18 protein-coding genes and 1 pseudogene are annotated in these 18,399 nt (G+C 68.0%); 4 read left to right on the top strand and 15 right to left on the bottom strand.

Annotation, left to right across the window (positions count from 1 at the left end; translation table 11 throughout):
* Positions 1–54 precede the first annotated feature (54 nt).
* Genes BLA15945_RS29315 through BLA15945_RS29285 form a run of 7 tightly spaced genes read right to left on the bottom strand, consistent with a single transcriptional unit; the run spans position 55 to position 7,999 of the window.
* Entirely contained in the window at positions 55–1,281 is a 1,227-nt protein-coding gene (locus tag BLA15945_RS29315) for a xanthine dehydrogenase family Fe-S subunit (protein WP_174994034.1), read from the bottom strand.
* Positions 1,282–1,304: 23 nt separating this feature from the next.
* The gene (locus BLA15945_RS29310) at positions 1,305–2,135 is read right to left on the bottom strand and encodes an FAD binding domain-containing protein (protein ID WP_174994033.1); all 831 of its coding nucleotides are present in this window, start codon (positions 2,133–2,135) and stop codon (positions 1,305–1,307) included.
* Positions 2,132–4,543, bottom strand: a complete 2,412-nt coding sequence (locus BLA15945_RS29305; RefSeq protein WP_174994032.1) for a xanthine dehydrogenase family protein molybdopterin-binding subunit — start codon at positions 4,541–4,543, stop codon at positions 2,132–2,134. Before BLA15945_RS29305 ends, BLA15945_RS29310 begins: the two co-directional genes overlap by 4 nt.
* A 55-nt stretch (positions 4,544–4,598) precedes the next feature.
* Complete coding sequence (locus tag BLA15945_RS29300; protein ID WP_059242201.1) at positions 4,599–5,108, bottom strand: aromatic-ring-hydroxylating dioxygenase subunit beta; 510 nt, start codon at positions 5,106–5,108, stop codon at positions 4,599–4,601.
* A complete protein-coding gene (locus BLA15945_RS29295) occupies positions 5,108–6,400 on the bottom strand; it encodes an aromatic ring-hydroxylating dioxygenase subunit alpha (RefSeq protein WP_174994031.1) in 1,293 nt (430 codons plus the stop codon). The genes BLA15945_RS29300 and BLA15945_RS29295 overlap by 1 nt, the downstream gene beginning before the upstream one ends.
* A gap of 43 nt (positions 6,401–6,443) precedes the next feature.
* A complete protein-coding gene (locus tag BLA15945_RS29290; protein WP_174994030.1) occupies positions 6,444–7,697 on the bottom strand; it encodes an NAD(P)/FAD-dependent oxidoreductase in 1,254 nt (417 codons plus the stop codon).
* Entirely contained in the window at positions 7,694–7,999 is a 306-nt protein-coding gene (locus BLA15945_RS29285; RefSeq protein ID WP_059242207.1) for a non-heme iron oxygenase ferredoxin subunit, read from the bottom strand. The genes BLA15945_RS29290 and BLA15945_RS29285 overlap by 4 nt, the downstream gene beginning before the upstream one ends.
* 221 nt (positions 8,000–8,220) lie before the next feature.
* Between BLA15945_RS29285 and BLA15945_RS37970 the strand changes: the two are divergent.
* A pseudogene (locus tag BLA15945_RS37970) lies at positions 8,221–8,495 on the top strand (deoxyribose-phosphate aldolase); the annotation flags it as partial.
* A 24-nt stretch (positions 8,496–8,519) separates the two neighbouring features.
* Here BLA15945_RS37970 and BLA15945_RS29275 read toward each other — a convergent pair.
* Positions 8,520–10,094, bottom strand: coding sequence for a serine hydrolase (locus BLA15945_RS29275; RefSeq protein ID WP_059242209.1), 1,575 nt, complete (start codon positions 10,092–10,094; stop codon positions 8,520–8,522).
* Positions 10,095–10,261: 167 nt separating this feature from the next.
* On the opposite strand from BLA15945_RS29275, the gene BLA15945_RS29270 reads away from it, so the two are divergent.
* On the top strand, positions 10,262–11,128 hold the full coding sequence (locus BLA15945_RS29270) for a DUF2071 domain-containing protein (protein ID WP_059242211.1): 867 nt from the start codon (positions 10,262–10,264) through the stop codon (positions 11,126–11,128).
* Positions 11,129–11,136: 8 nt separating this feature from the next.
* Here the strand turns inward: BLA15945_RS29270 and BLA15945_RS29265 are convergent, their stop codons facing one another.
* The gene (locus BLA15945_RS29265; RefSeq protein WP_174994029.1) at positions 11,137–12,114 is read right to left on the bottom strand and encodes an ATP-binding protein; all 978 of its coding nucleotides are present in this window, start codon (positions 12,112–12,114) and stop codon (positions 11,137–11,139) included.
* Positions 12,111–13,019, bottom strand: a complete 909-nt coding sequence (locus BLA15945_RS29260; protein ID WP_174994028.1) for a DMT family transporter — start codon at positions 13,017–13,019, stop codon at positions 12,111–12,113. The genes BLA15945_RS29265 and BLA15945_RS29260 overlap by 4 nt, the downstream gene beginning before the upstream one ends.
* A gap of 91 nt (positions 13,020–13,110) precedes the next feature.
* Between BLA15945_RS29260 and BLA15945_RS29255 the strand changes: the two genes are divergently transcribed.
* Positions 13,111–13,911: an AraC family transcriptional regulator gene (locus tag BLA15945_RS29255; protein ID WP_059242217.1), complete on the top strand. Its 801-nt coding sequence runs from the start codon at positions 13,111–13,113 to the stop codon at positions 13,909–13,911.
* Between the two features lie 8 nt (positions 13,912–13,919).
* On the opposite strand, the gene BLA15945_RS29250 is transcribed toward BLA15945_RS29255, so the two are convergent.
* Together BLA15945_RS29250 and BLA15945_RS29245 are read right to left on the bottom strand one after the other, a co-directional pair.
* Complete coding sequence (locus BLA15945_RS29250) at positions 13,920–14,405, bottom strand: anthrone oxygenase family protein (protein ID WP_174994027.1); 486 nt, start codon at positions 14,403–14,405, stop codon at positions 13,920–13,922.
* Between the two features lie 2 nt (positions 14,406–14,407).
* Positions 14,408–15,232, bottom strand: a complete 825-nt coding sequence (locus BLA15945_RS29245; protein WP_174994026.1) for an NmrA family NAD(P)-binding protein — start codon at positions 15,230–15,232, stop codon at positions 14,408–14,410.
* Positions 15,233–15,326: 94 nt separating this feature from the next.
* Between BLA15945_RS29245 and BLA15945_RS29240 the strand changes: the two genes are divergently transcribed.
* Positions 15,327–15,992 carry a TetR/AcrR family transcriptional regulator gene (locus tag BLA15945_RS29240; protein ID WP_059242222.1) on the top strand — a complete coding sequence of 222 codons (666 nt, stop codon included), beginning with the start codon at positions 15,327–15,329 and terminating at the stop codon, positions 15,990–15,992.
* Positions 15,993–16,054: 62 nt separating this feature from the next.
* On the opposite strand, the gene BLA15945_RS29235 is transcribed toward BLA15945_RS29240, so the two are convergent.
* From BLA15945_RS29235 to BLA15945_RS29225, 3 genes are all read right to left on the bottom strand, one after another.
* Complete coding sequence (locus BLA15945_RS29235) at positions 16,055–16,909, bottom strand: 3-hydroxybutyryl-CoA dehydrogenase (RefSeq protein WP_059242224.1); 855 nt, start codon at positions 16,907–16,909, stop codon at positions 16,055–16,057.
* 38 nt (positions 16,910–16,947) lie between these two features.
* Positions 16,948–18,141, bottom strand: coding sequence for a beta-ketothiolase BktB (gene bktB / locus BLA15945_RS29230; protein ID WP_174994025.1), 1,194 nt, complete (start codon positions 18,139–18,141; stop codon positions 16,948–16,950).
* 48 nt (positions 18,142–18,189) lie between these two features.
* Positions 18,190–18,399: 4Fe-4S dicluster domain-containing protein (locus BLA15945_RS29225; RefSeq protein WP_174994024.1), on the bottom strand; the 210-nt coding region annotated here is incomplete at its 5' end.

Here is an 18,399-nt window from a genome sequence, read left to right as displayed (position 1 = left end):
TACTGACAATTTTGGCGGGATATCGCGGACGATGCCGTCCACGGCCTGCCCTGCTCAGCGTCCTCCGAACAGGCGCTTGATGCGCCCCCAGAAGACGCTCCAGATCATCGCGCCGACGTTGAACTTCGACGTCGCCGGCCCGGCCGCGGGTGCGGCGTCGCCGCCGAGCTGCGCGGTGATGCGTGCCCCGAAATCGGCGATCATCCGCCGCACGAAATCCTTGACGAGCCCCGATCGCGAAAACTGCGCGAGCGGCCCCTGCAGCATGTATTCGAGCGTCACCGCGACACGCGTTTGCGCACCGTCTTGCTCGGGCGTCAGCGCATACGTGACGTCGCCGTTCGCGCGCGACCGGCTGATATTGTCCTGGCCGGCACCACGCATCACCGCGCGATGGTTCGCGTCGTCGCGCTCCAGCCGGGCCGAGCCCGCGAAGTTCGCGGACATCGGTCCGAACTTGATCGCGATGCGGCCCTTGACCTTCTCCGCGTCGTGCTCGACGAGTTCCGCGCCCGGCAGGCACGCGGTCACCGACGGCAGATCGCCCATGAACGCCCATACGCGCTCGAGCGGGAACGGCACGATGAAGCTGTCGTCGATCGCGGTCCAGCCCTTGCGGTCGGCGGCAGACGGCACGGTGGCGGACGGCTCCGCCACCTGCACCGGGCGGACGGGCGGCGTCGCGGCGCCCGGCACCGGTTCGGCACGCTTCGCATCGAACGTCGTGAATCCGGCCGTCGCGCCGGTGCGCTCGGTGCGCCCGGCGGGCCCGGTGACCGCCGGCAACGCCGACGGCACCGGCTGCACGAGCGGATTGCGTCTCAGGTCGTCGAGCACCCAGCGAATCGCTGCAACGATGCCCATGTACCCGGTGCAGCGACACAGATTGCCCGACAGTTCGAGCCGGATGCGTGCCTCGTCCGCGTCCGGCAAGCGCTGCACGATATCGCGCGCAGTGATGAGCATCCCGGGCGTACAGTAGCCGCATTGCAACGCGTGATGCTGCGAGAACGCGCGGCGCAGCCGCGTCATCAGTTCGTCGTCGTCGAATCCCTCGATGGTCCGGACCTCACGTCGATCGCACGCGACCGCGAACGTGATGCACGCGCGCACCGGTTCGCCGTCGCACAGCACCGTGCACGCGCCGCATACGCCGTGCTCGCAGCCGAGGTGCGTGCCGGTCAGGTGATGGGTATCGCGCAGGAAATCGCCGAGATGCACGCGTGGCGCGACTTCGTTGCGGACGGGTTTGTCGTTGATCGTCAGTTCGATGGCAGACATGAAATCTTCCTGTCAAAAACGGCCTACCGGCCGAACACGGCGGCAAGACAGCGTTCGACCGCCGCCTCGTGCATGCCGCGATCGATCGCATCGGCGTTGGGCATCACGGTCGCGACCGCGTCGGCGATCGCCGCCTGCGTCGCCGCAGCCGGCCCGTGGCGGGCGATCTCCGCTGCCAGCGCATCGAGCGCGGCGGGCGGGCCGTCCAGCGCACCGGCCACCACGCGCGCCAGGCCCGTTTCCGCGTCGAAGACGGCCGCCGCGCTCGCGTGCGCGAATTCACCGGTCTTGCGGCACAGCTTGTAGTAGCCCCAGCGCACGGCGTCGCTCGTTCTGGGCACGAGCACCGCGGAAATCAGCTCGCCGTCCGCCAGTTGCGTCGTAAATGCGCCGAGCATGAACACGGCCGCGCGAACCTGCCGGACACCCGACGGCCCGGTCAGTTCGAGCCGCGCATCGAGCGCGCTCAGCGCCAGCGGCCAGTCGGCCGCCGGATCGGCATGCGCGAGGCTGCCGCCGATCGTGCCGCGATTGCGGATCGCGCGGTACGCGATACCCGACGCGACAACCTGCAGCATGCCGCCGCGCAGCAGCGGATGCTTGCCGTCCTCGATTTCCGCGTGCGTGACGGCCGCGCCGATCCGGATGTCGCTGCCCGCTGCGCTGACCTGGCGCAAGGCATCGATGCGCGACACGTCGATCACGCGTGCCGGCCGCGCCAGCCGCAGATTCAGCATCGGCCCCATCGACTGGCTGCCGGCCATCGGCTTGGCGCTTCCGTTGCCCCGTTGCAGTTCGTCCAGCGCATCGGCGATCGACGCACACGCCACGTATTCGAATGCGGCGGCCTTCATCGGATTGCCTCCCCTGCCGCGACCGCGGAATGCGTGCCCGCGGCGTGGCCGCCTTTCGCCGCCTCGATCGCCTGCAGCAGCCGGCGCGGCGTCAGCGGCGTTTCCGATACCCGCGCGCCGAGCGGCCGAAGCGCATCGTTGACCGCATTGAAAAGCGCGGCCGGCGGCGCGATCGCACCACCTTCGCCGACGCCTTTCGCACCGAACGCCGTGTACGGCGACGGCGTTTCCATGTGATGGATCCGCAGCGACGGCAGCTCAGTCGGCCCCGGCAACATGTAGTCGGCCAGCGTCGACGTCAGCGGCTGCGCATTGTCGTCGTAGAGCGTCTCTTCGTAGAACGCGGTGCCGATTCCCTGTGCCGTCCCGCCGATCGTCTGTCCTTCGACCACCATCGGATTGATCATCGTGCCGCAGTCTTCGACGATCACGTAATCGAGGATCTCGACCTGCCCCGTTTGCGTATCGACCGCCACGACCGCCGCATGGGTCGCGTAGCTGAATGCACCCGTGTCGACCGCCGGCTTGAAGCCTTGCGTCGTTTCCAGGCCGGCCAGGTCGACGCCCTTCGGCAACGTGTCCGGCCGCAGATACCAGGCCGCGGCGACGTCCGCGAGCGTGACGCTGCCGCTCGCGCCCACGACGCGCCCCGCGTCGAATCGCACCGCGCTTTCCGCTTCGTTCAGCAGGTGCGCGCCGATCCGGACCAGCCGCGGGACCAGTTCGCGACAGGCCGCGGCGACGGCGCCGCCCGCCATCACGATGCTGCGCGATGCATAGGTGCCGGTCGAATACGGCGTGAGCGCCGTATCGCCGTGCACCAGCCGGATCTTCTGCACCGGCACGCCGAGCACCTCGCTCGCGATCTGCGCGAGCGTCGTCTCCATGCCCTGCCCGTGCGAATGGATGCCCGCGCGCAGTTCGATGCCGCCGTCGGCCGTGATGCGCGCGGTGGCAAGATCGTAGCCCGGTACGACGGGCAGCCCCCACGACGCGAACACCGACGTGCCGTGTGCGGATTGCTCGGTGAAGGTGGCGAAGCCGACGCCGATCAACCGGCCGTCGGGCTCGCCCAGCGCCTGGCGCTGCCGCCAGCGCGACACGTCGATCTGCTCGACGGCCTGCTTCAGGCTTGCCTGGAAATCCCCGCTGTCATAGTGCTTCTTCACGACGTTCGTGTACGGCATGTCGGCACCGCGCACCAGGTTGTCGTGACGCACCTCCCACGCCTCGCGTCCGACCGCGCGCGCGATCGCGTCCATCGTCAGTTCGATCGCGAAGCACACGCCCGTTCGCGCGACGCCGCGATACGGCAGGAAGCCGGGCTTGTTGGTCGCCGCGCATTGCGTACGGCACCGGTAGCCGCGGAAATCGTACGGCCCGGGCAGGTTGCCGAGCGCTTGCCCGGCCTCGAGGCCGATCGTGAACGGCCACGCCGAATAGGCGCCACCGTCGATCAGCAGTTGAGCATCGAGCGCCAGCAGGCGGCCGCGATCGTCCGCATAGGCCGTCAGTTCGTAATGGTGCTGCCGCGTATTCGCGCCCGCGATCAGGTGTTCGCGCCGGTCCTCGATGAACCGGAACGGCCGCTTGTACGTCAGCGCGAGCCACGCGACGCACAGCTCCTCCTGCTGCAGCACGCACTTGTAGCCGAATGCGCCGCCGACGTCGGGCGAGATGACGCGCACCTGTGCCTGGTCGAGCCCGAGGCACTGCGCAAGGATCGTGCGGATCATGTGCGGCACCTGCGTCGACGTGATCACGACGAGCTGCGCCTGCGTGTGGTCCCAGTATGCGAGCGCGGCCTTGCCTTCCATCGGCACCATGCACTGACGCGCCAGATCCACCTTCTGCTTCACGACGACGGTCGCACGCTGCGCGTGCGCGTCGAAGTCGACATCGGCCTTCAGATCGAGAAACAGGTTGTCGGGCCAGTGATCGTGCACGCGCGTGTCGGTGCGCTCCCGCGCGGAAAACGCATTCGCGAACGCCGGCAATTCGTCGAGATCCAGCTCGATTTCCTCGGCGATGTCTTCCGCTTCCGCACGCGTTGCCGCGAAGCACATGGCGACCGGCTCGCCGACGAAGCGGACCTTGCCCGACGCCAGCGGCGGATGCGCGGACGACTGGTAGCTCGGCAGGCTCGAATCGGCGACGATATCCGTCGCGCCTGCCATGTCGTCCCGCACGATCACCTGGGCCGCATGCCGTTCGGGCTTGCCGATGCGACGAACGATCGCATGCGCAAGCGGACTGCGCAGGAACGCCACTTCCTGCAGGTCGGGAAACGTGTAATCCGCGACGAACCGCCCCTTCCCGTTCAGGTGCCGCTCGTCCTCCCGGCGTCGCACGCGCGCGCCGACGCCGCCGGTATCGACCGGCGCCTCCGTGTTCGGTGCTTCGTTCATATGCTGTCCTCCCGGGCCGCCCGCAACGGACGCCCGCTCGTTTGCGCGCTCGCCATCAGACCGGATACGCGAGATCGTTCGCGATCAGCGCCGTGTCGTACACGGCCTGCCGCTCCTTCAGCAGCAGGCTGCTGCCGTTGCGTGCGAAGCGGTCGTACAGGCGGCCCGCCTGATGAACCGTTGTCGCGCCTTCAACCAGCGTCTGCAGCAGGACGTAATTGCTTTGCGCGACGATCTCCTCGTCGTTCGCGTCGAGAATCCGCACGTTCGTGACCAGATGCAGCACGCGGCGCGGCGCGAACATCTGCGTGCGCGAGATCGCGACCGCGCGATCGCGCAGCATGTCGCGGCCTTCCGCATAGACGAGCCCGACCGGCAACCCGCGTTCCGCATTCTCGTATTCGGTCACGCGATACACGCACTGCTCGGCAAAGAACTCGGGCCAGCGCTCCAGCTCGCCGTCGTCGAGCGCAGCGCAATACTCGGCGTGAAATGCCTCGACCGCCATGCGGGCCGCGATCGCATCCCCGTGCGCGACCGGCTTTTTGTCGAATCCTTTCAGCATCAGAACCCCATCACTTCCCGATAGTGTTTGTACATGGCGCGAATCGCCGCCTCCGAGATCAGGTTGTCCGCGGTACCGATCTTGTCGCCGTCGAGCCGGATCACGCTGCGGTCGGTCACGGAGCGCCGCACGCCCTCCTGGACGAACTTCATCGCCTCGTTGTCCTCCAGCCCGAGAAAGCCCGCCGGCCCCATCAGGTTGCCCTGGCGCAGGCGGTGGCGAACCATGTCGTCGCTGTCGTCCTCGTAGCCGAACATCGTCCACAGCATGATCATGCTGTTCGGCCCATTCGGCACGATGTGGCGCACGCCCAGCGTGTTCATTTCGCGCTGCACGACCAGGTTCGGCCAGATCGTCTGCATCGTCACCGACCATTCGGAATCGAACTCCTTGACGAATTCGAGGAAGCGCTCGTCACGCAGCACCATCCCTTCGTGGAACGACCGCATCTCCTTCTTCTTGTCCTCGTCGACCTGCGCGTAGAGATCGTCGCTCTTGGCCGACGCCATCGTGCCGTGAATCCCGTACTTGCCATCGGCGATCATCGCGGAACGGTTGCCCGCCACCAGCAGGCCGAACACCACGAGGAACGAATGCAGCAACGTCGCGTGATACGGATCCTTCAGGTTCTCGTGGTACATCTTCCAGTTGCACGGCAACTCGTTCTTGTAGAAGCCGAGAATGCGCAGCCGCTTGCCGTTGAACACCGTATCGAAATCGGTGAGGATCTCCGGCGTCAGGTAATCCTCGAGCGGCTCCATGTCGTGCACGAACGATGCGAACACGACGCCGTTCCGCGTCGCGACCGCAAGCTTGCGCAGCCCGTGCGCGTCGTTGCGGAAATCCTTCGGCATGCCGCCGAGCTTGTTCACCCCGCGCTTGAACGGAATGCCTTGCAGGTTGCCTTTCAGGTCGTACGACCATTGGTGATACGGACAGACGAACTCCGCGTTGTTGCCGCGGCTGTGCCGGCAAAATTCCGCGCCGCGATGTGCGCACCGGTTCTCGAACACGTTGATCGACCCGTCTTCGGCGCGCGATACGACGACCGGCGTCGGCCCGACGTACGAACGCTTGTAGTCGCCGGCGTTCGGCACCTCGGCTTCGAGCGCGACGAAGTTCCAGGTCCGGCCGTGGAAGATCCGCTCGACCTCCCGCGCATAGACGGCGTCGCTGGTATAAACCCAGTCGGGAATCGCCTGAAGGCCTTCGTCGGGCCACGCGAGCGCTTCGACCGGAAGGTTTTTTGCCTGCGGCGTTCCGCCGCCGATGATGGTGTCGCACGAATACACGTTGTTCTCCGCTGGGGCGCAGCCGCTGCGCCCGAATTGATGACTACGCTGCCCGCTGGTCCAGCTGCCGCAACTTGACCGACGGGTCCGCCAGTGCGGCCGGGTCGACCGGCGTCCCGCGCTCGAGCAAGCGGCGCAATGCACGCAGTTCGCCTCCCTGGTTGATCGCCAGTGCATACACGATCGCGCCGCCGCGCAGTCCGATCGACAAGGCCTTCCCGTCCGGCGACGGCCGCTCGACCCAGCACTCGATCGCACTGTCCGGCATGCCGAGCATCTGGATGTTCCAGTCGTACTGATCGGTCCAGAACCACGGCGTGGGTCGATAGGCCAGCTGTTCGCCCGTCATGTTGGCCGCCGCGACGATCGCCTGTTCCTGCGCGTTCTGCCAGGACTCGAGACGCAGTCGCTGACCCGTCGCGCCGAACGGAAAGTTCGCGCAATCGCCCGCCGCATAGATGCCGGGCGCCGAGGTACGGCAGTACGCGTCGACCACGATGCCGTTGTCGGTTTCAATGCCCGACCGGCGCGCGAGATCGTCGTTCGGCGTCTGCCCGATCGCAACGACACAGAAATCGAAACCGGCGCTGCCGCTTTCCGTTTCGAGGCGAACACCCGGCCCCGAATCGTCGACGCGCAATCCGCACGCATCGAAGACGAACCGCACGCCATGCGTCTCGTGCTTGTCGCGCAGCCGCGCGGCAAATGCCGCCGGCACCGCCCGCGCCAGCAGCCGCGACGCCGATTCGAAGATCGTCACGTCGAGACCCCGCTTGCGCGCGCTGGCCGCGAATTCGAGACCGAGGAACCCGCCGCCGATCACCGCCACCGATTGCGCGGTGGCAAGCCGTTCACGCAAACGCATCGCATCCGCCAGCGTCCGCAACGAGTACACGTGCCGCCCTTCGCGCAGGCCCGGCCAGTGCCGGGCACGTCCGCCCGTCGTCAACAGGCACTGATCGAAGCGGATCGACGGTCCGTCGCGGAACGCGGCAACCCGATTCGCAAGATCGAGCCGCTCGACGCAATCGTCGCGCCATTCGATGCGCGAATCCTGATAAAACGACGCCGGATGCAGCCAGCCGGTGAAGCAATCCGCATCGTCGCGGGCAAGCAGCACGTCCTTCGACAGCGGCGGCCGCTCATAAGGGCGCGCAGGTTCATCGCCCGCGAGCACGATGCGGCCCCCGAACCCCCGTGCGCGCAGCGCCTCGGCCGCGCGCCCGCCGGCCTGCCCTGCCCCGACGATCAGGATCGTCTGCGACGCGTGCCGTGCATCGACCGTCGACGCGTTCATAGATCCACCATGATCGAATCGCCTTCGAGCCGGACGTCGTACACGCGTACCGGCGCCGTTGCCGGCGCGCACACTGCGGCGCCCGTGCGAATGTCGAAACGGCCCTGGTGAAGCGGACATTCGATACACCCGTCTTCCATGTAGCCGTCGCTCAACAGCGCGAACTGATGCGTGCACACGTTGTGCGTCGCGTGAACGTTCCCGTCGAGCAGATACAACGCAATCCGCTCGTCGCCGATCGTCACCGGAAGCGGTTCGTCTTCCACCAGGTCGGCCCGCTTCGCCGCGAATCTGTAACTCATCTGCTTGCCTCAATTAATCAGTATGCTGATGAATTAAGCTTAACAGCGTCAAAATCGAAGTCAAGCACTCCGGTCCAGTGTTTACCCGACGACATGACGCGTTACCGACCCGCTCGCAACAATTTCAAGAACGCGTGCCGGAGAAGCCGGGGCGTTGCCCGTCGTGCTGGATCCGCGACTTGCCGCACCGGCCAGGATCGACGAGGGACCGTCCCCCCAATGAGATATTGGAAGCCACCGCCGCGGATGCCGGAGAGTTCGACATGACGATCGACGTCGGCGAGTTGAAGCGCGGCCGCGCCGACGACGTGACGGCCGACATCGCGGGCGTACACCGCGCATGCGGCGCGGTGCCGCTCAAGAGACCCTCGATACGGGGCGGCTGACCGACGACGAGACAATCCGCGCATGCGGGATGTGCCGCGATCTCGGCTCGGCGTTCGTGAAGACGTCGACCGGGTTCGGCCACGGCGATGCAACGCTCGCGGATGTCGCGCCGCTGACTGAACCGCCGCTGGCGTCAGCGGGTAAAGACGTTCAGCCCGCCGTCGCTGAACAGTTCGGCAGTCACGCGCGTCGGCGGCGTACCGGCGAACGTGAGCGCGTATTTCGACCCGGGCGGCGCCATTTCACCCGACGGGCTGATCGCGAACGTATCGCCGTCCCAATGCGCGCACGCGAACGGCACGTTGCCGGCACCGATCGTCAGCACCAGCGCGTTGTTGACCACGCTCACCGTCATCGGCCCGTAGTAGTCGTTGCCGTAGGTGCCCGCATAGGCGGCCAACGCTTGCGGCGGCGCCGGCGACACGGGAGCGGCGGCACCGGCCAGCGAACCGGCCGGCGCGGTCAGCGGGGCCGTCTGCTCCTTCGCGAAGGCCGCCCAGTCCCGCTGCTGCGCACCGTACTGGACCAGGTCGAGGAAGGCGAAACCGATCGCCTCCGCCACGCCGACCGGCCAGGTGTTGGTCAGCACGGCAATGCCGATGTCGAGCGACGGCACGAGCACGAAGAAGGTACCGGCGCCCAGCAGGAAGCCGCCGGAGTGGCTGACCATCGGCCGCCCGCCGTCGGCGGTCGTGCCGACGTTGAAGCCGAAGCCGTAGTACGCGGCGGCACCGTCCGCGCTCGCCGGGCGGATCTGGATTTGCGGCGACAGCGCCGGCGACAGCGCGGCGGCGGGGATCAGTTGCGTCGCGCCGGCGCGGCCGCCGGCCAGCACCATCGCCATCCATCGCGCGAGATCGTTGACCGACGAGCTCGCGCCGCCCGCCGGCGATTGCAGGTCGGCATCGCGCGGCGCCGCGACCGGCACGAACACGCCGTTGACGGGCACGTGCCCCACCGCATGGTTCGCGCTCGCCTGGTAGTCCGCGTATCGCGAGCTCGTGCGCGTCATCCCGAGCGGCGCATAAACGGCCTGCTCCGACAGCGTCGCCCAGTCGATGCCCGCCGCATTCGCGACGCCGATCGCCGCGGCGGTCAGGCCGATGTTCGTATACGCATAATGGCTTCGGTAGCCGACGAGCGGGATCTCGCGCAACCGGTTGAATACGGTCGCCTGGTCGAACCCGAGTTCCTCGAGCTGATCGCCGACATGCTCCGGCAGCCCCGAACGGTGCGCATACAGGTCGGCGACCGTCAGCGACTGCGTGACCGCCGGATCGGACAGCGCGAACGATGGCATCAGCTGCTGCATCCGCGTATCCCAACGCGCGACGCCCTTGCCGACCTGCGACGCGACGACCGTCGCACCGATCGACTTCGAGACCGACGCAAGCTGAAAGATCGTATCGGCGTCGACGGGCTGGCCGGTGGCCGTGCTGCACACGCCGTAGCCCTTCGCGAACAGCGTCTTCCCGCCGTGCACGACGGACACCGCGATGCCGGGCACGCCCGAGCTGCCGAGCAGCGCGCTCACGAGCGGGTCGAGCCGTGCGACGGCCGCCGCGACCTGTGCATCGGGCACCGGCGCGAGCGGATCCGGCGACACCGAATCGCCGCCGCACGCCTGCAGCATACCGAGGCCGCCGAGGCCGATTGCCGAGCCGAATGCCGTCTTGAGGAAGCGCCTGCGATCGAAAGAGTCGGTCATGATGCAAACCCCGTGGATTGGTGCGTGCGTGTTCTGTTCTTGATCTCCGGCGCGATCCGGCACGGTCCGGCCCCGATCGCCCGGATAATATGCCTGCCCCTCACGAATCCCACAATACCCGGGCGCCGTCGCGCACCGTCTTCCGCTCATGCCGCAACGCCGGCACAATGCCGCCCATGCGCTACGACAACACCTTCGTTTACCCGTCCGCCGGCATCGCCGGCCGGCTCGCCAACCGGATCGTCGGGAGCGGCCCGCTGCTGCGCGCACGCCGCGCGCTGCTGTCGCGGCTGCCGTTCCTGCAGCTCGCGAGCGACGTCGAGAACGTCGTGTATTGCACATGGGTCGTCGAGGTCGCCGCCGTCGCGCACCTCGTGCCGCGCGGCGTCACGCTTGCGAGCCGCGACGGCCGCACGCTGTTCACGACGCTCACCTATGCGCACCGGCACTTCGGCCCGCGTCTCGCCGGCCCGCTGCGGCGCGTGTTTCCGTCGCCGCTGCAGAGCAACTGGCGGCTCTACGTCGACGCGCTGCCGGACGGGATGCCGGCCGAGCGCACCGTGCTGTTCGTGAAGAACGTATTCGACCACCCGCTCTATGCGCTCGGCAGCCGGCTCTTCAGCGATGCGTTGCCGTCCCATCTCGCGCGGCGCTTCACGCATGCGGCCCACGCCGGACGCTACGACACGGTGCTGGCCGGCGGTGGCGGGAGTGCGCCCGACTTCCGCTGCACGGCCGAAGCGTCGGACGACCGGACGCTGCCCGCCGCCTTCGCGCCGTTCTTCGACGACTGGCGCGCGGCCGTCGCGTACCTGGCGCTGCAGCATGCGGCGATCGCGCATGTCCAGGACTGCGACCGTCTTGCCTGCGCGTCGATCGACCTGCCGATCCGCGTCGACGCGGTCCGGCCGCTGACGACGACCGGGCCCGCGGGCGGCGGCGATTTCCTCGCACGCATCGGCGCCACCGGCGAACCGATGTGCTTCGTTGTGCCCAACGTCGCGTTCCGTGTGCTGTCCGAGCGGTTGCTGTAACGCGGCGCTCAGCCGGTTCGGCGCCCGGGCGCGCCTTCGTCCGCGCCGCCTTCGTCCGCCAGCCGCCCCGCGTAATCGCGCGCGAACTGCACCGCAATCCGCCCCGAGCGCGCACCGCGTTCGAGCGCCCATTGCAGCGCCGGCTCGCGCGCCGCACGGATCTGCCCGTCATCGAACCCGGCCGCGCCGAGATGGCTCTCGACGACGGCCAGATACTCGTCCTGCGTGAAGCCGTAGAACGTGACCCAGATCCCGAAGCGCTCGGACAGCGAGATCCGCTCCTCGACCGCATCGCCCGGATGCAGCTCGCCGTTCTCCGCGCGCGTCACGTTCGCGTTGTCGCTCGCCTGCTCGGGCATCAGGTGGCGGCGATTGGACGTCGCGTACACCAGCACGTTCGACAGGTCGCTCGCAACCGAGCCGTCGAGCACCGTCTTGAGCCCCTTGTAGCCGGTCTCGCCGGCCTCGAACGACAGGTCGTCGCAGAACACGATGTAGCGCTCGGGCCGTGTGCGCACCAACTCGACGATCGCCGGCAGATCGTTCAGCCCTTCCTTGCTGACCTCGATCAGCCTCAGCCCGTGCGCCGCGAACGCGTGCAAGCACGCCTTCACGATCGACGACTTGCCGGTGCCGCGCGCGCCGGTCAGCAGCACGTGATTGGCCGCGAACCCGCGCACGAACTGCCGCGTGTTCCGTTCGACGATCGCCGCCTGCCGGCCGACGTTGCGCAGCGCGTCAAACGCGACGAGCGCGGGCGTGGCGATCGGCTCGAGCGGCGCCGATCGATCGCCTGCGCCGAAACCGCGCCAGCGAAACGCGACGGCCGCATCGAAATCGACGGCCGCCTGCCGCCCGGTGCCCGCCATCGCTTCGAGCGCGGTCGCGATACGTTCGAGGTGGCGCGCAAGCGACGGATCGGCAACCGGTGCATGGCCGTCCGGCAGCGCGGCGATCAGGTCCTGCACGTCGAAACCGGCGCTCATTGGCGGGCGCCTTGCGACGCACCTGCATGGAACGGGAACCGCTGCGCGATCGCCACGCCGACAAGCGCGACGACGCCGCCGATCAGGTGATACAGCCGCAGCGATTCGCCGAGCAACACGATCGCGCCGCCGGCCGTCATCACGGGCAGCAGGTTCATGAACATCGCGCAGCGGCTCGGGCCGAGCAGCCGCACGCCCTGCATCCACAGATAGGGCAGCACCACCGACGCCAGCACGCCGGCGTACAGGATCAGCGGCACGCTCGCGCGCGTCGGCCACGCGGCCTGCGCGGGCAACCGCAGCAGCATCGGCACCATGAACACGAGCGCGGCCAGCGCCTGCACGTAGGTCGACTGCCATGCCGGCAGCGCGCCGATGCGCCAGCGCTTGAGCAACACGCCGTAAAGCGCGTACGCGGCCGACGCGGCCAGCATCAGCAGGTCGCCCGCATGCACGCCGCGCGCGGCGATCGCCGTCGGGTGCCCTTCTGCGATCAGGTAGACGACACCCGCGAGCGACAGCACCCCGCCGCCGATCATGCCCGCGCCCGGCGGATCGCCGAGCAGCAGCGAGCTGAGCACCATCGTCATCAGCGGCACGAGCGCGGTGATGATCGCCATGTTGGTCGCGCTGGTCGTCTTCGCGGCCTCGTAGGACAGGCTCTGGAACAGCGCCATCGCGAGAAAGCCGAGCACCGCGAGCTTCGGCAAGTGCGCGACGAGACTCGCGCGGTTGCGCCACGCGGGGGCCAGCGTGAAGACGCTCATCAGCGCGACGGCGAGCAGCAGCCGGTAGAACGTGATGGCCGACGGGTCGATCGTCGACGCCGACAGCTTCGACACCACGACGTTGCCGGCCCACAGCGCGATCGCGCAGAAGGGAAACAGAAAAGGAGACTTGTTCATCGCGTTTGACGGATTAATATCCTGACAGGGGATCTGGCGTGAATCGGAACGCCATCGTGCCCGTCCGCCCAACTGCCTGTCTCACGCCAAAATGTCAGGACTTATCGCCAATCGGACAATCGAGTCCACCCAGCCCTTCGCGCACCTGCGCTACGAATCGACGCCGATGCCCGTGGCCGCGATGGCGGCCGCGTACGTGCACGGCACGTTGATCCCGACGCACAGCCATCGCCGCGCGCAGCTCCTCTATGCGATCGAGGGCGTGATGCACGTGCAGTCCGAAGGCGCGTCGTGGGTCGTGCCGCCGACGCGCGGCGTGTGGCTCGAAGCCGGCCTCGACCATACGGTGCAGATGAGCGGCGACGTGCAGATGCGCACCGTATTCGTCGAACCGGGCGCGGTCGAGCACCTGCCTGCGCGCAGTTGCGCGGTGGAAGTGCATCCGCTGCTGCGCGAGCTGATCCTCGCCGCGGTCGACGTGCCGCTCGACTATGCGCCCGGCTCGCGCCACGATCACCTGATGCACCTGCTGCTGGCCGAGGTGACGGTCGCGCCGCTGCTGCCGCTGTACCTGCCGTGGCCGCACGATGCGCGCCTGCGGACGATCTGCGATACGCTCGTCACCACGCCCGACGACCTGTGCACGATCGCCGAGTGGGCCGACAAGCTCGGCCTGTCGGTGCGCACGCTGCATCGCGCGTTCCGGCGCGAGACGGGGCTCAGCTTCCGCCGCTGGCGCGAGCAGGCGCGGCTGCTGCTCGCGCTCAAGCGTCTTGCGCACGGCGAGAAAGTGCTGACCGTTGCGATGGATCACGGCTACAGCAGCCAGAGTGCGTTCTCCGCGATGTTCAAGCGGCATTTCGGCATGTCGCCGTCGGCGTTCTACGCGTAGCAGCCACGCTACCGCGCCGCGATTCCCGCGATGAAGCACGCGCACGCAGCCGCCGACGCGACCGTGCGCACGTGATTCCACATCGTCCAGTCGTGCACGTAGCGCGTCCACAGCGCCACGCCTTGCGCGGTCGCCGGATCGGCCGCGGCAAGCGCATCGTTGAGCGGCACGTTGACGGCCATCGTCACCGCGAACATGCCGAACACGTACAGCACGCCGCCCGCGACCGCCGCCATCGCGCCCGGCTGGTCGCGATTGAACAGCGCGATCACGACGAGCGCGAGCGCCATCAGCGTCGTGCCGAGGAACAGCGGCATGAACGGCGAACGCACGATGTCGACGTTGATCGCATTCATCGCGGCCGTGCCGGCCTGCGGCGCGATCCGTCCGAGCGACGTCATCACGAACGTCGAGAACGCGAAGTACACGCCGGCCATCAGCCCGCAACCGATGGCCGAACCCCACAGCAATGCGGCAGTCATGAACGCGATCATGGTCAGGCGCTCCACACGCCGGTGGCGGCCGTCGCTCGCGCATAGTCGGCGAAATCGCGCGCCGGCCGCCCGAGCGTCTGTTCGATGCCGTACGCCACCGCGCTGTTGCGCCCGTCGAGCACCACGCGGAACAGATCGTCGAGCAGTTCGACGACCGGCTCCGGCACCCCGGCCTCGCGCAGCCCGGCGACGAACGCATCGGGTGGAATCTCGCGATAAGCAACGGGCCGGCCGGCAGCCCGCGCGATTTCGCCGACTGCTTCAGCGAACGTCAGCGCGCGCGGGCCCGTGACTTCGATCACGCGGTCCGCGAACCGCGCATCGGTGAGCGCGGCCACGGCCACGTCCGCGAGGTCGTCCGTATCGACGAACGGCTCGCGCACCGCGCCTGCCGGCAGCGCGACTTCGCCGGCCAGCACGCTGTCGAGCAGATAGCCCTCGGAGAAGTTCTGGTTGAACCAGCTGGCGCGCACGACACCCCAGCCCACGCCCGACGCCTGCAGCGCGGCCTCGGCCGCCAGTGCGCCGGGCTCGCCGCGCCCGGACAGCAGCACCACGCGCTCGACACCGCTTTCCCGTGCAAGCCGCGCAAAGGCCGCGATCGCTTCCACGGCGCCGTCAACGGACAAGTCGGGCTGGTAGGTCACATACGCGGCCGACACGCCGTCGAGCGCGGCGGGCCAGGTCGCGGGCGCCGTCCAGTCGAAGCGGACGGCCGACGTGCGCGACACCGGGCGCGTCGCGAGGCCGCGTGCACGCAGCCGCGCATCGACGCGGGCGCCCGTCTTGCCCGAACCGCCGACGATGAGGATGGGAAGTGCCGACATGTGCGTCTCCTTTGACGAAAATACGAGAATGTCTCGCGTTTCAAAAACACGATAGACTCTCGCATTAGCAACGTCAAGTTTTTCCGGAGGCGGCATGGGCCGACAAAAATCGGGGCAGAACGACGAGCCCGACGCGGCGGCGGCGGACGCGCCGGCGCGCGCACGGCTGGTGCCGACGCAACAGCGCAGCCGCGAGCGGTTCGAGCGCATCCTTGCGTGTGCGTCGGAAGTGATGATCGAGAAGGGCTGCGACGCATTCCGGATGAGCGACATCGTCGAGCGCACGGGCATCTCGTTCGGTTCGCTGTATCAGTACTTTCCGGACAAGGCGGCCGTGATCGGCACGCTCGCGGAGCGCTACAACGCGGTCGGGCACGACTGCGTGCGGCGCGACCTCGCCGCGATGAAGACGCTCGACGACCTGCACGCCACGCTCGCCCGCATCACGGACAGCTACTACCGGATGTTCGTCGACGCGCCGCTGATGCGCGACATCTGGCGCGCGACGCAGGCCGACCGCGCGCTGCAGGATCTCGACCGGGCGGACGGCGAATTCCTGGCCGGGCTGTTCGCGGATGCGCTGGGAGACGTGGCGCCCGACACGACACGTGCGCAACGCAGCGCATTCGCCGAGCTGATGATGATCCAGATCGCGGCGGCCGTGCGCCACGCGATCACGTTGCCGCCGAAGGCGGCGCGGCAGATCCTCGCGATGTTCAAGCGCGCGCTGCCGCGCGACCTGTCGGTGCTCGACGCATAATCGCGCCGCACAATGCACGCGGCCGCCCGAAGGCGGCCGCGTGAAGTGGCAGGACGTGCCGCTTACTTGCCGTAGTCGTACACGCCGCGCCCGGTCTTGCGCCCGAGCCGCCCGGCCGACACCATCTCGCGCAGCAGCGGGCACGCGCGATACTTGGGATCGCCGAAGTCCTTCACGAACACGTCCATCACGGCGAGGCACACGTCGAGGCCGACGAGGTCGGCCAGCGCGAGCGGCCCGATCGGGTGGTTCGCGCCGAGCTTCATCCCCGCGTCGATCTCCTCCGCCGATGCGATGCCTTCGGCCAGCACGAAGAACGCTTCGTTGATCATCGGCACCAGGATCCGGTTCACGACGAAGCCCGGCGAATTGCGCACGCCGATCGGCGACTTGTCGAAACGCTCGGTCAGTGCGCGCACGGCCGACGCGGTCGCATCGCTCGTCTGCAGCCCGCGGATGATCTCGACGAGCGGCATCAGCGGCACCGGGTTGAAGAAGTGCATGCCGAGGAAACGCGACGGCTCCGCGAGCAGCGCCGCGAGCGCGGTGATCGAGATCGACGACGTGTTGGTCGCGATGATCGCGTCGGGGCGCGCGACGGCCTCGATCTGCTTCAGGATGCGGCCCTTCAGCTCGACGTTCTCGGTCGCCGCTTCGATCACGATGTCGACCGATGCGAGCTTCGCGTAGTCGGTCGACGTCGTGATGCGCGCGAGCGCCGCATCGCGTGCGGCCGCGTCGAGCTTCTCCTTCGACACGAGCCGCTCCAGGCTGCCCTTCAGCGTGGCGAGGCCCTTGTCGAGCGCGGCGTCGCTGACGTCGATCATCACGACGTTGAGTCCCGCAACGGCAGCCGTTTGCGCAATGCCGTTACCCATGGTTCCGGCGCCCACGACGCCGACGATTTCGATGGCCATGAAATTTCCTGTGTGTTCGGGTGCTGAACGGTCGATTATCAGATGTTCTCGAAGATCGCAGCAATCCCCTGGCCGCCGCCGATACACATCGTCACGAGCGCGTAACGCCCGCCGATGCGCTTCAGCTCGTACAGCGCCTTGACCGTGATCAGCGCGCCGGTCGCACCGATCGGGTGACCGAGCGAGATGCCCGAACCGTTCGGGTTGACCTTCGCCGGATCGAGGCCCAGCTCCTGCGTGACGGCGCAGGCCTGTGCGGCGAACGCTTCGTTTGCTTCGATCACGTCGAGATCGGTGATCTTCAGGCCCGCGCGTTCGAGTGCCTTCTGCGTGGCCGGCACCGGGCCGATGCCCATGTACGCCGGATCGACACCCGCGTGCGCATACGCGACGAGGCGTGCGAGCGGCTTCACGCCCTGGGCGCGCGCAACGTCCGCGCTCATCATCAGCACGGCTGCCGCCGCATCGTTGATGCCCGATGCGTTGCCGGCCGTCACGGTGCCGTTTTCCTTCGCGAACACCGGCTTGAGTTTCGTGAAATCGTCCGCGCTTGCGTCTTGACGCACGTGCTCGTCGGTGTCGAACGCGACCTCGCCCTTCTTCGTGCGGATCGAGATCGGCAGGATCTGATCCTTGAAGCGCCCTTCCGCGATCGCGCGCGCCGCGCGACGATGCGATTCGAGCGCCAGCGCATCCTGTGCGTCGCGCGAGATGTCGTACTTGCGTGCGACGTTCTCGGCCGTCACGCCCATGTGGATCGTCTGGAACGGGTCGTGCAGCGCGCCGAGCATCATGTCGACGAGCTTGCCGTCACCCATGCGCTGGCCGAAGCGCGCGGCCGGCACCGTGTACGGCGCGCGGCTCATGCTTTCCGAACCACCACCGATCGCGACGTCGGCATCGCCGAGCATGATCGTCTGCGCAGCCGACACGATCGCCTGCAGGCCCGAGCCGCACAGGCGGTTCACGGTCAGCGCCGGCGCGTGCTGCGCGACACCGCCATTGATCGCCGCGACGCGCGCGAGATACATGTCCTTCGGCTCGGTGTTCACGACGTGGCCGAACACGACATGGCCGACCGCATCGCCCGGCACGTTCGCGCGCGACAGCACTTCCGCGACCACCTTCGCCCCGAGATCGGTCGGCGAGAAATCCTTCAGGCTGCCGCCGAAATCACCGATCGCGGTACGGACACCGCTCACCACCACGACTTCTTTCGCTGCATTGCTCATCGTTTCACTCCGGTTCGTTCGCGCCCGCGGGCGCAAGGATGCGTTGCGTTACATGTTCGGGTAATTCGGCCCGCCGCCGCCTTCCGGCGTGACCCACACGATGTTCTGCGTCGGGTCCTTGATGTCGCAGGTCTTGCAGTGCACGCAGTTCTGCGCGTTGATCACCAGGCGATCGCTGCCATCGTCGTTCTTCACGAACTCGTACACCGCCGCCGGGCAGAAACGCCCCTCCGGCCCCGCGTACGTGCGCAGGTTCAC

It is taken from the genome of Burkholderia arboris, from assembly GCF_902499125.1.
In the GTDB taxonomy this organism is placed as follows: Bacteria; Pseudomonadota; Gammaproteobacteria; order Burkholderiales; family Burkholderiaceae; genus Burkholderia; species Burkholderia arboris.
Note: the sequence above shows the minus strand (reverse complement) of the source record. Positions and strands in the feature narration are given on the sequence as shown.

Excerpts from the sequence above, each read along its gene's own strand:
- BLA15945_RS29245 (WP_174994026.1), bottom strand. The coding sequence starts at position 15,232 with ATGTCGGCACTTCCCATCCTCATCGTCGGCGGTTCGGGCAAGACGGGC.
- BLA15945_RS29255 (WP_059242217.1), top strand. The coding sequence starts at position 13,111 with ATGTCAGGACTTATCGCCAATCGGACAATCGAGTCCACCCAGCCCTTC.
- BLA15945_RS29270 (WP_059242211.1), top strand. The coding sequence starts at position 10,262 with ATGCCGCCCATGCGCTACGACAACACCTTCGTTTACCCGTCCGCCGGC.
- BLA15945_RS29250 (WP_174994027.1), bottom strand. The coding sequence starts at position 14,405 with ATGATCGCGTTCATGACTGCCGCATTGCTGTGGGGTTCGGCCATCGGT.
- BLA15945_RS29300 (WP_059242201.1), bottom strand. The coding sequence starts at position 5,108 with ATGCTGAAAGGATTCGACAAAAAGCCGGTCGCGCACGGGGATGCGATC.
- BLA15945_RS29305 (WP_174994032.1), bottom strand. The coding sequence starts at position 4,543 with ATGAACGAAGCACCGAACACGGAGGCGCCGGTCGATACCGGCGGCGTC.
- BLA15945_RS29235 (WP_059242224.1), bottom strand. The coding sequence starts at position 16,909 with ATGGCCATCGAAATCGTCGGCGTCGTGGGCGCCGGAACCATGGGTAAC.
- BLA15945_RS29310 (WP_174994033.1), bottom strand. The coding sequence starts at position 2,135 with ATGAAGGCCGCCGCATTCGAATACGTGGCGTGTGCGTCGATCGCCGAT.
- BLA15945_RS29240 (WP_059242222.1), top strand. The coding sequence starts at position 15,327 with ATGGGCCGACAAAAATCGGGGCAGAACGACGAGCCCGACGCGGCGGCG.
- BLA15945_RS29260 (WP_174994028.1), bottom strand. The coding sequence starts at position 13,019 with ATGAACAAGTCTCCTTTTCTGTTTCCCTTCTGCGCGATCGCGCTGTGG.
- BLA15945_RS29275 (WP_059242209.1), bottom strand. The coding sequence starts at position 10,094 with ATGACCGACTCTTTCGATCGCAGGCGCTTCCTCAAGACGGCATTCGGC.
- bktB (WP_174994025.1), bottom strand. The coding sequence starts at position 18,141 with ATGAGCAATGCAGCGAAAGAAGTCGTGGTGGTGAGCGGTGTCCGTACC.
- BLA15945_RS29285 (WP_059242207.1), bottom strand. The coding sequence starts at position 7,999 with ATGAGTTACAGATTCGCGGCGAAGCGGGCCGACCTGGTGGAAGACGAA.
- BLA15945_RS29265 (WP_174994029.1), bottom strand. The coding sequence starts at position 12,114 with ATGAGCGCCGGTTTCGACGTGCAGGACCTGATCGCCGCGCTGCCGGAC.
- BLA15945_RS29315 (WP_174994034.1), bottom strand. The coding sequence starts at position 1,281 with ATGTCTGCCATCGAACTGACGATCAACGACAAACCCGTCCGCAACGAA.
- BLA15945_RS29290 (WP_174994030.1), bottom strand. The coding sequence starts at position 7,697 with ATGAACGCGTCGACGGTCGATGCACGGCACGCGTCGCAGACGATCCTG.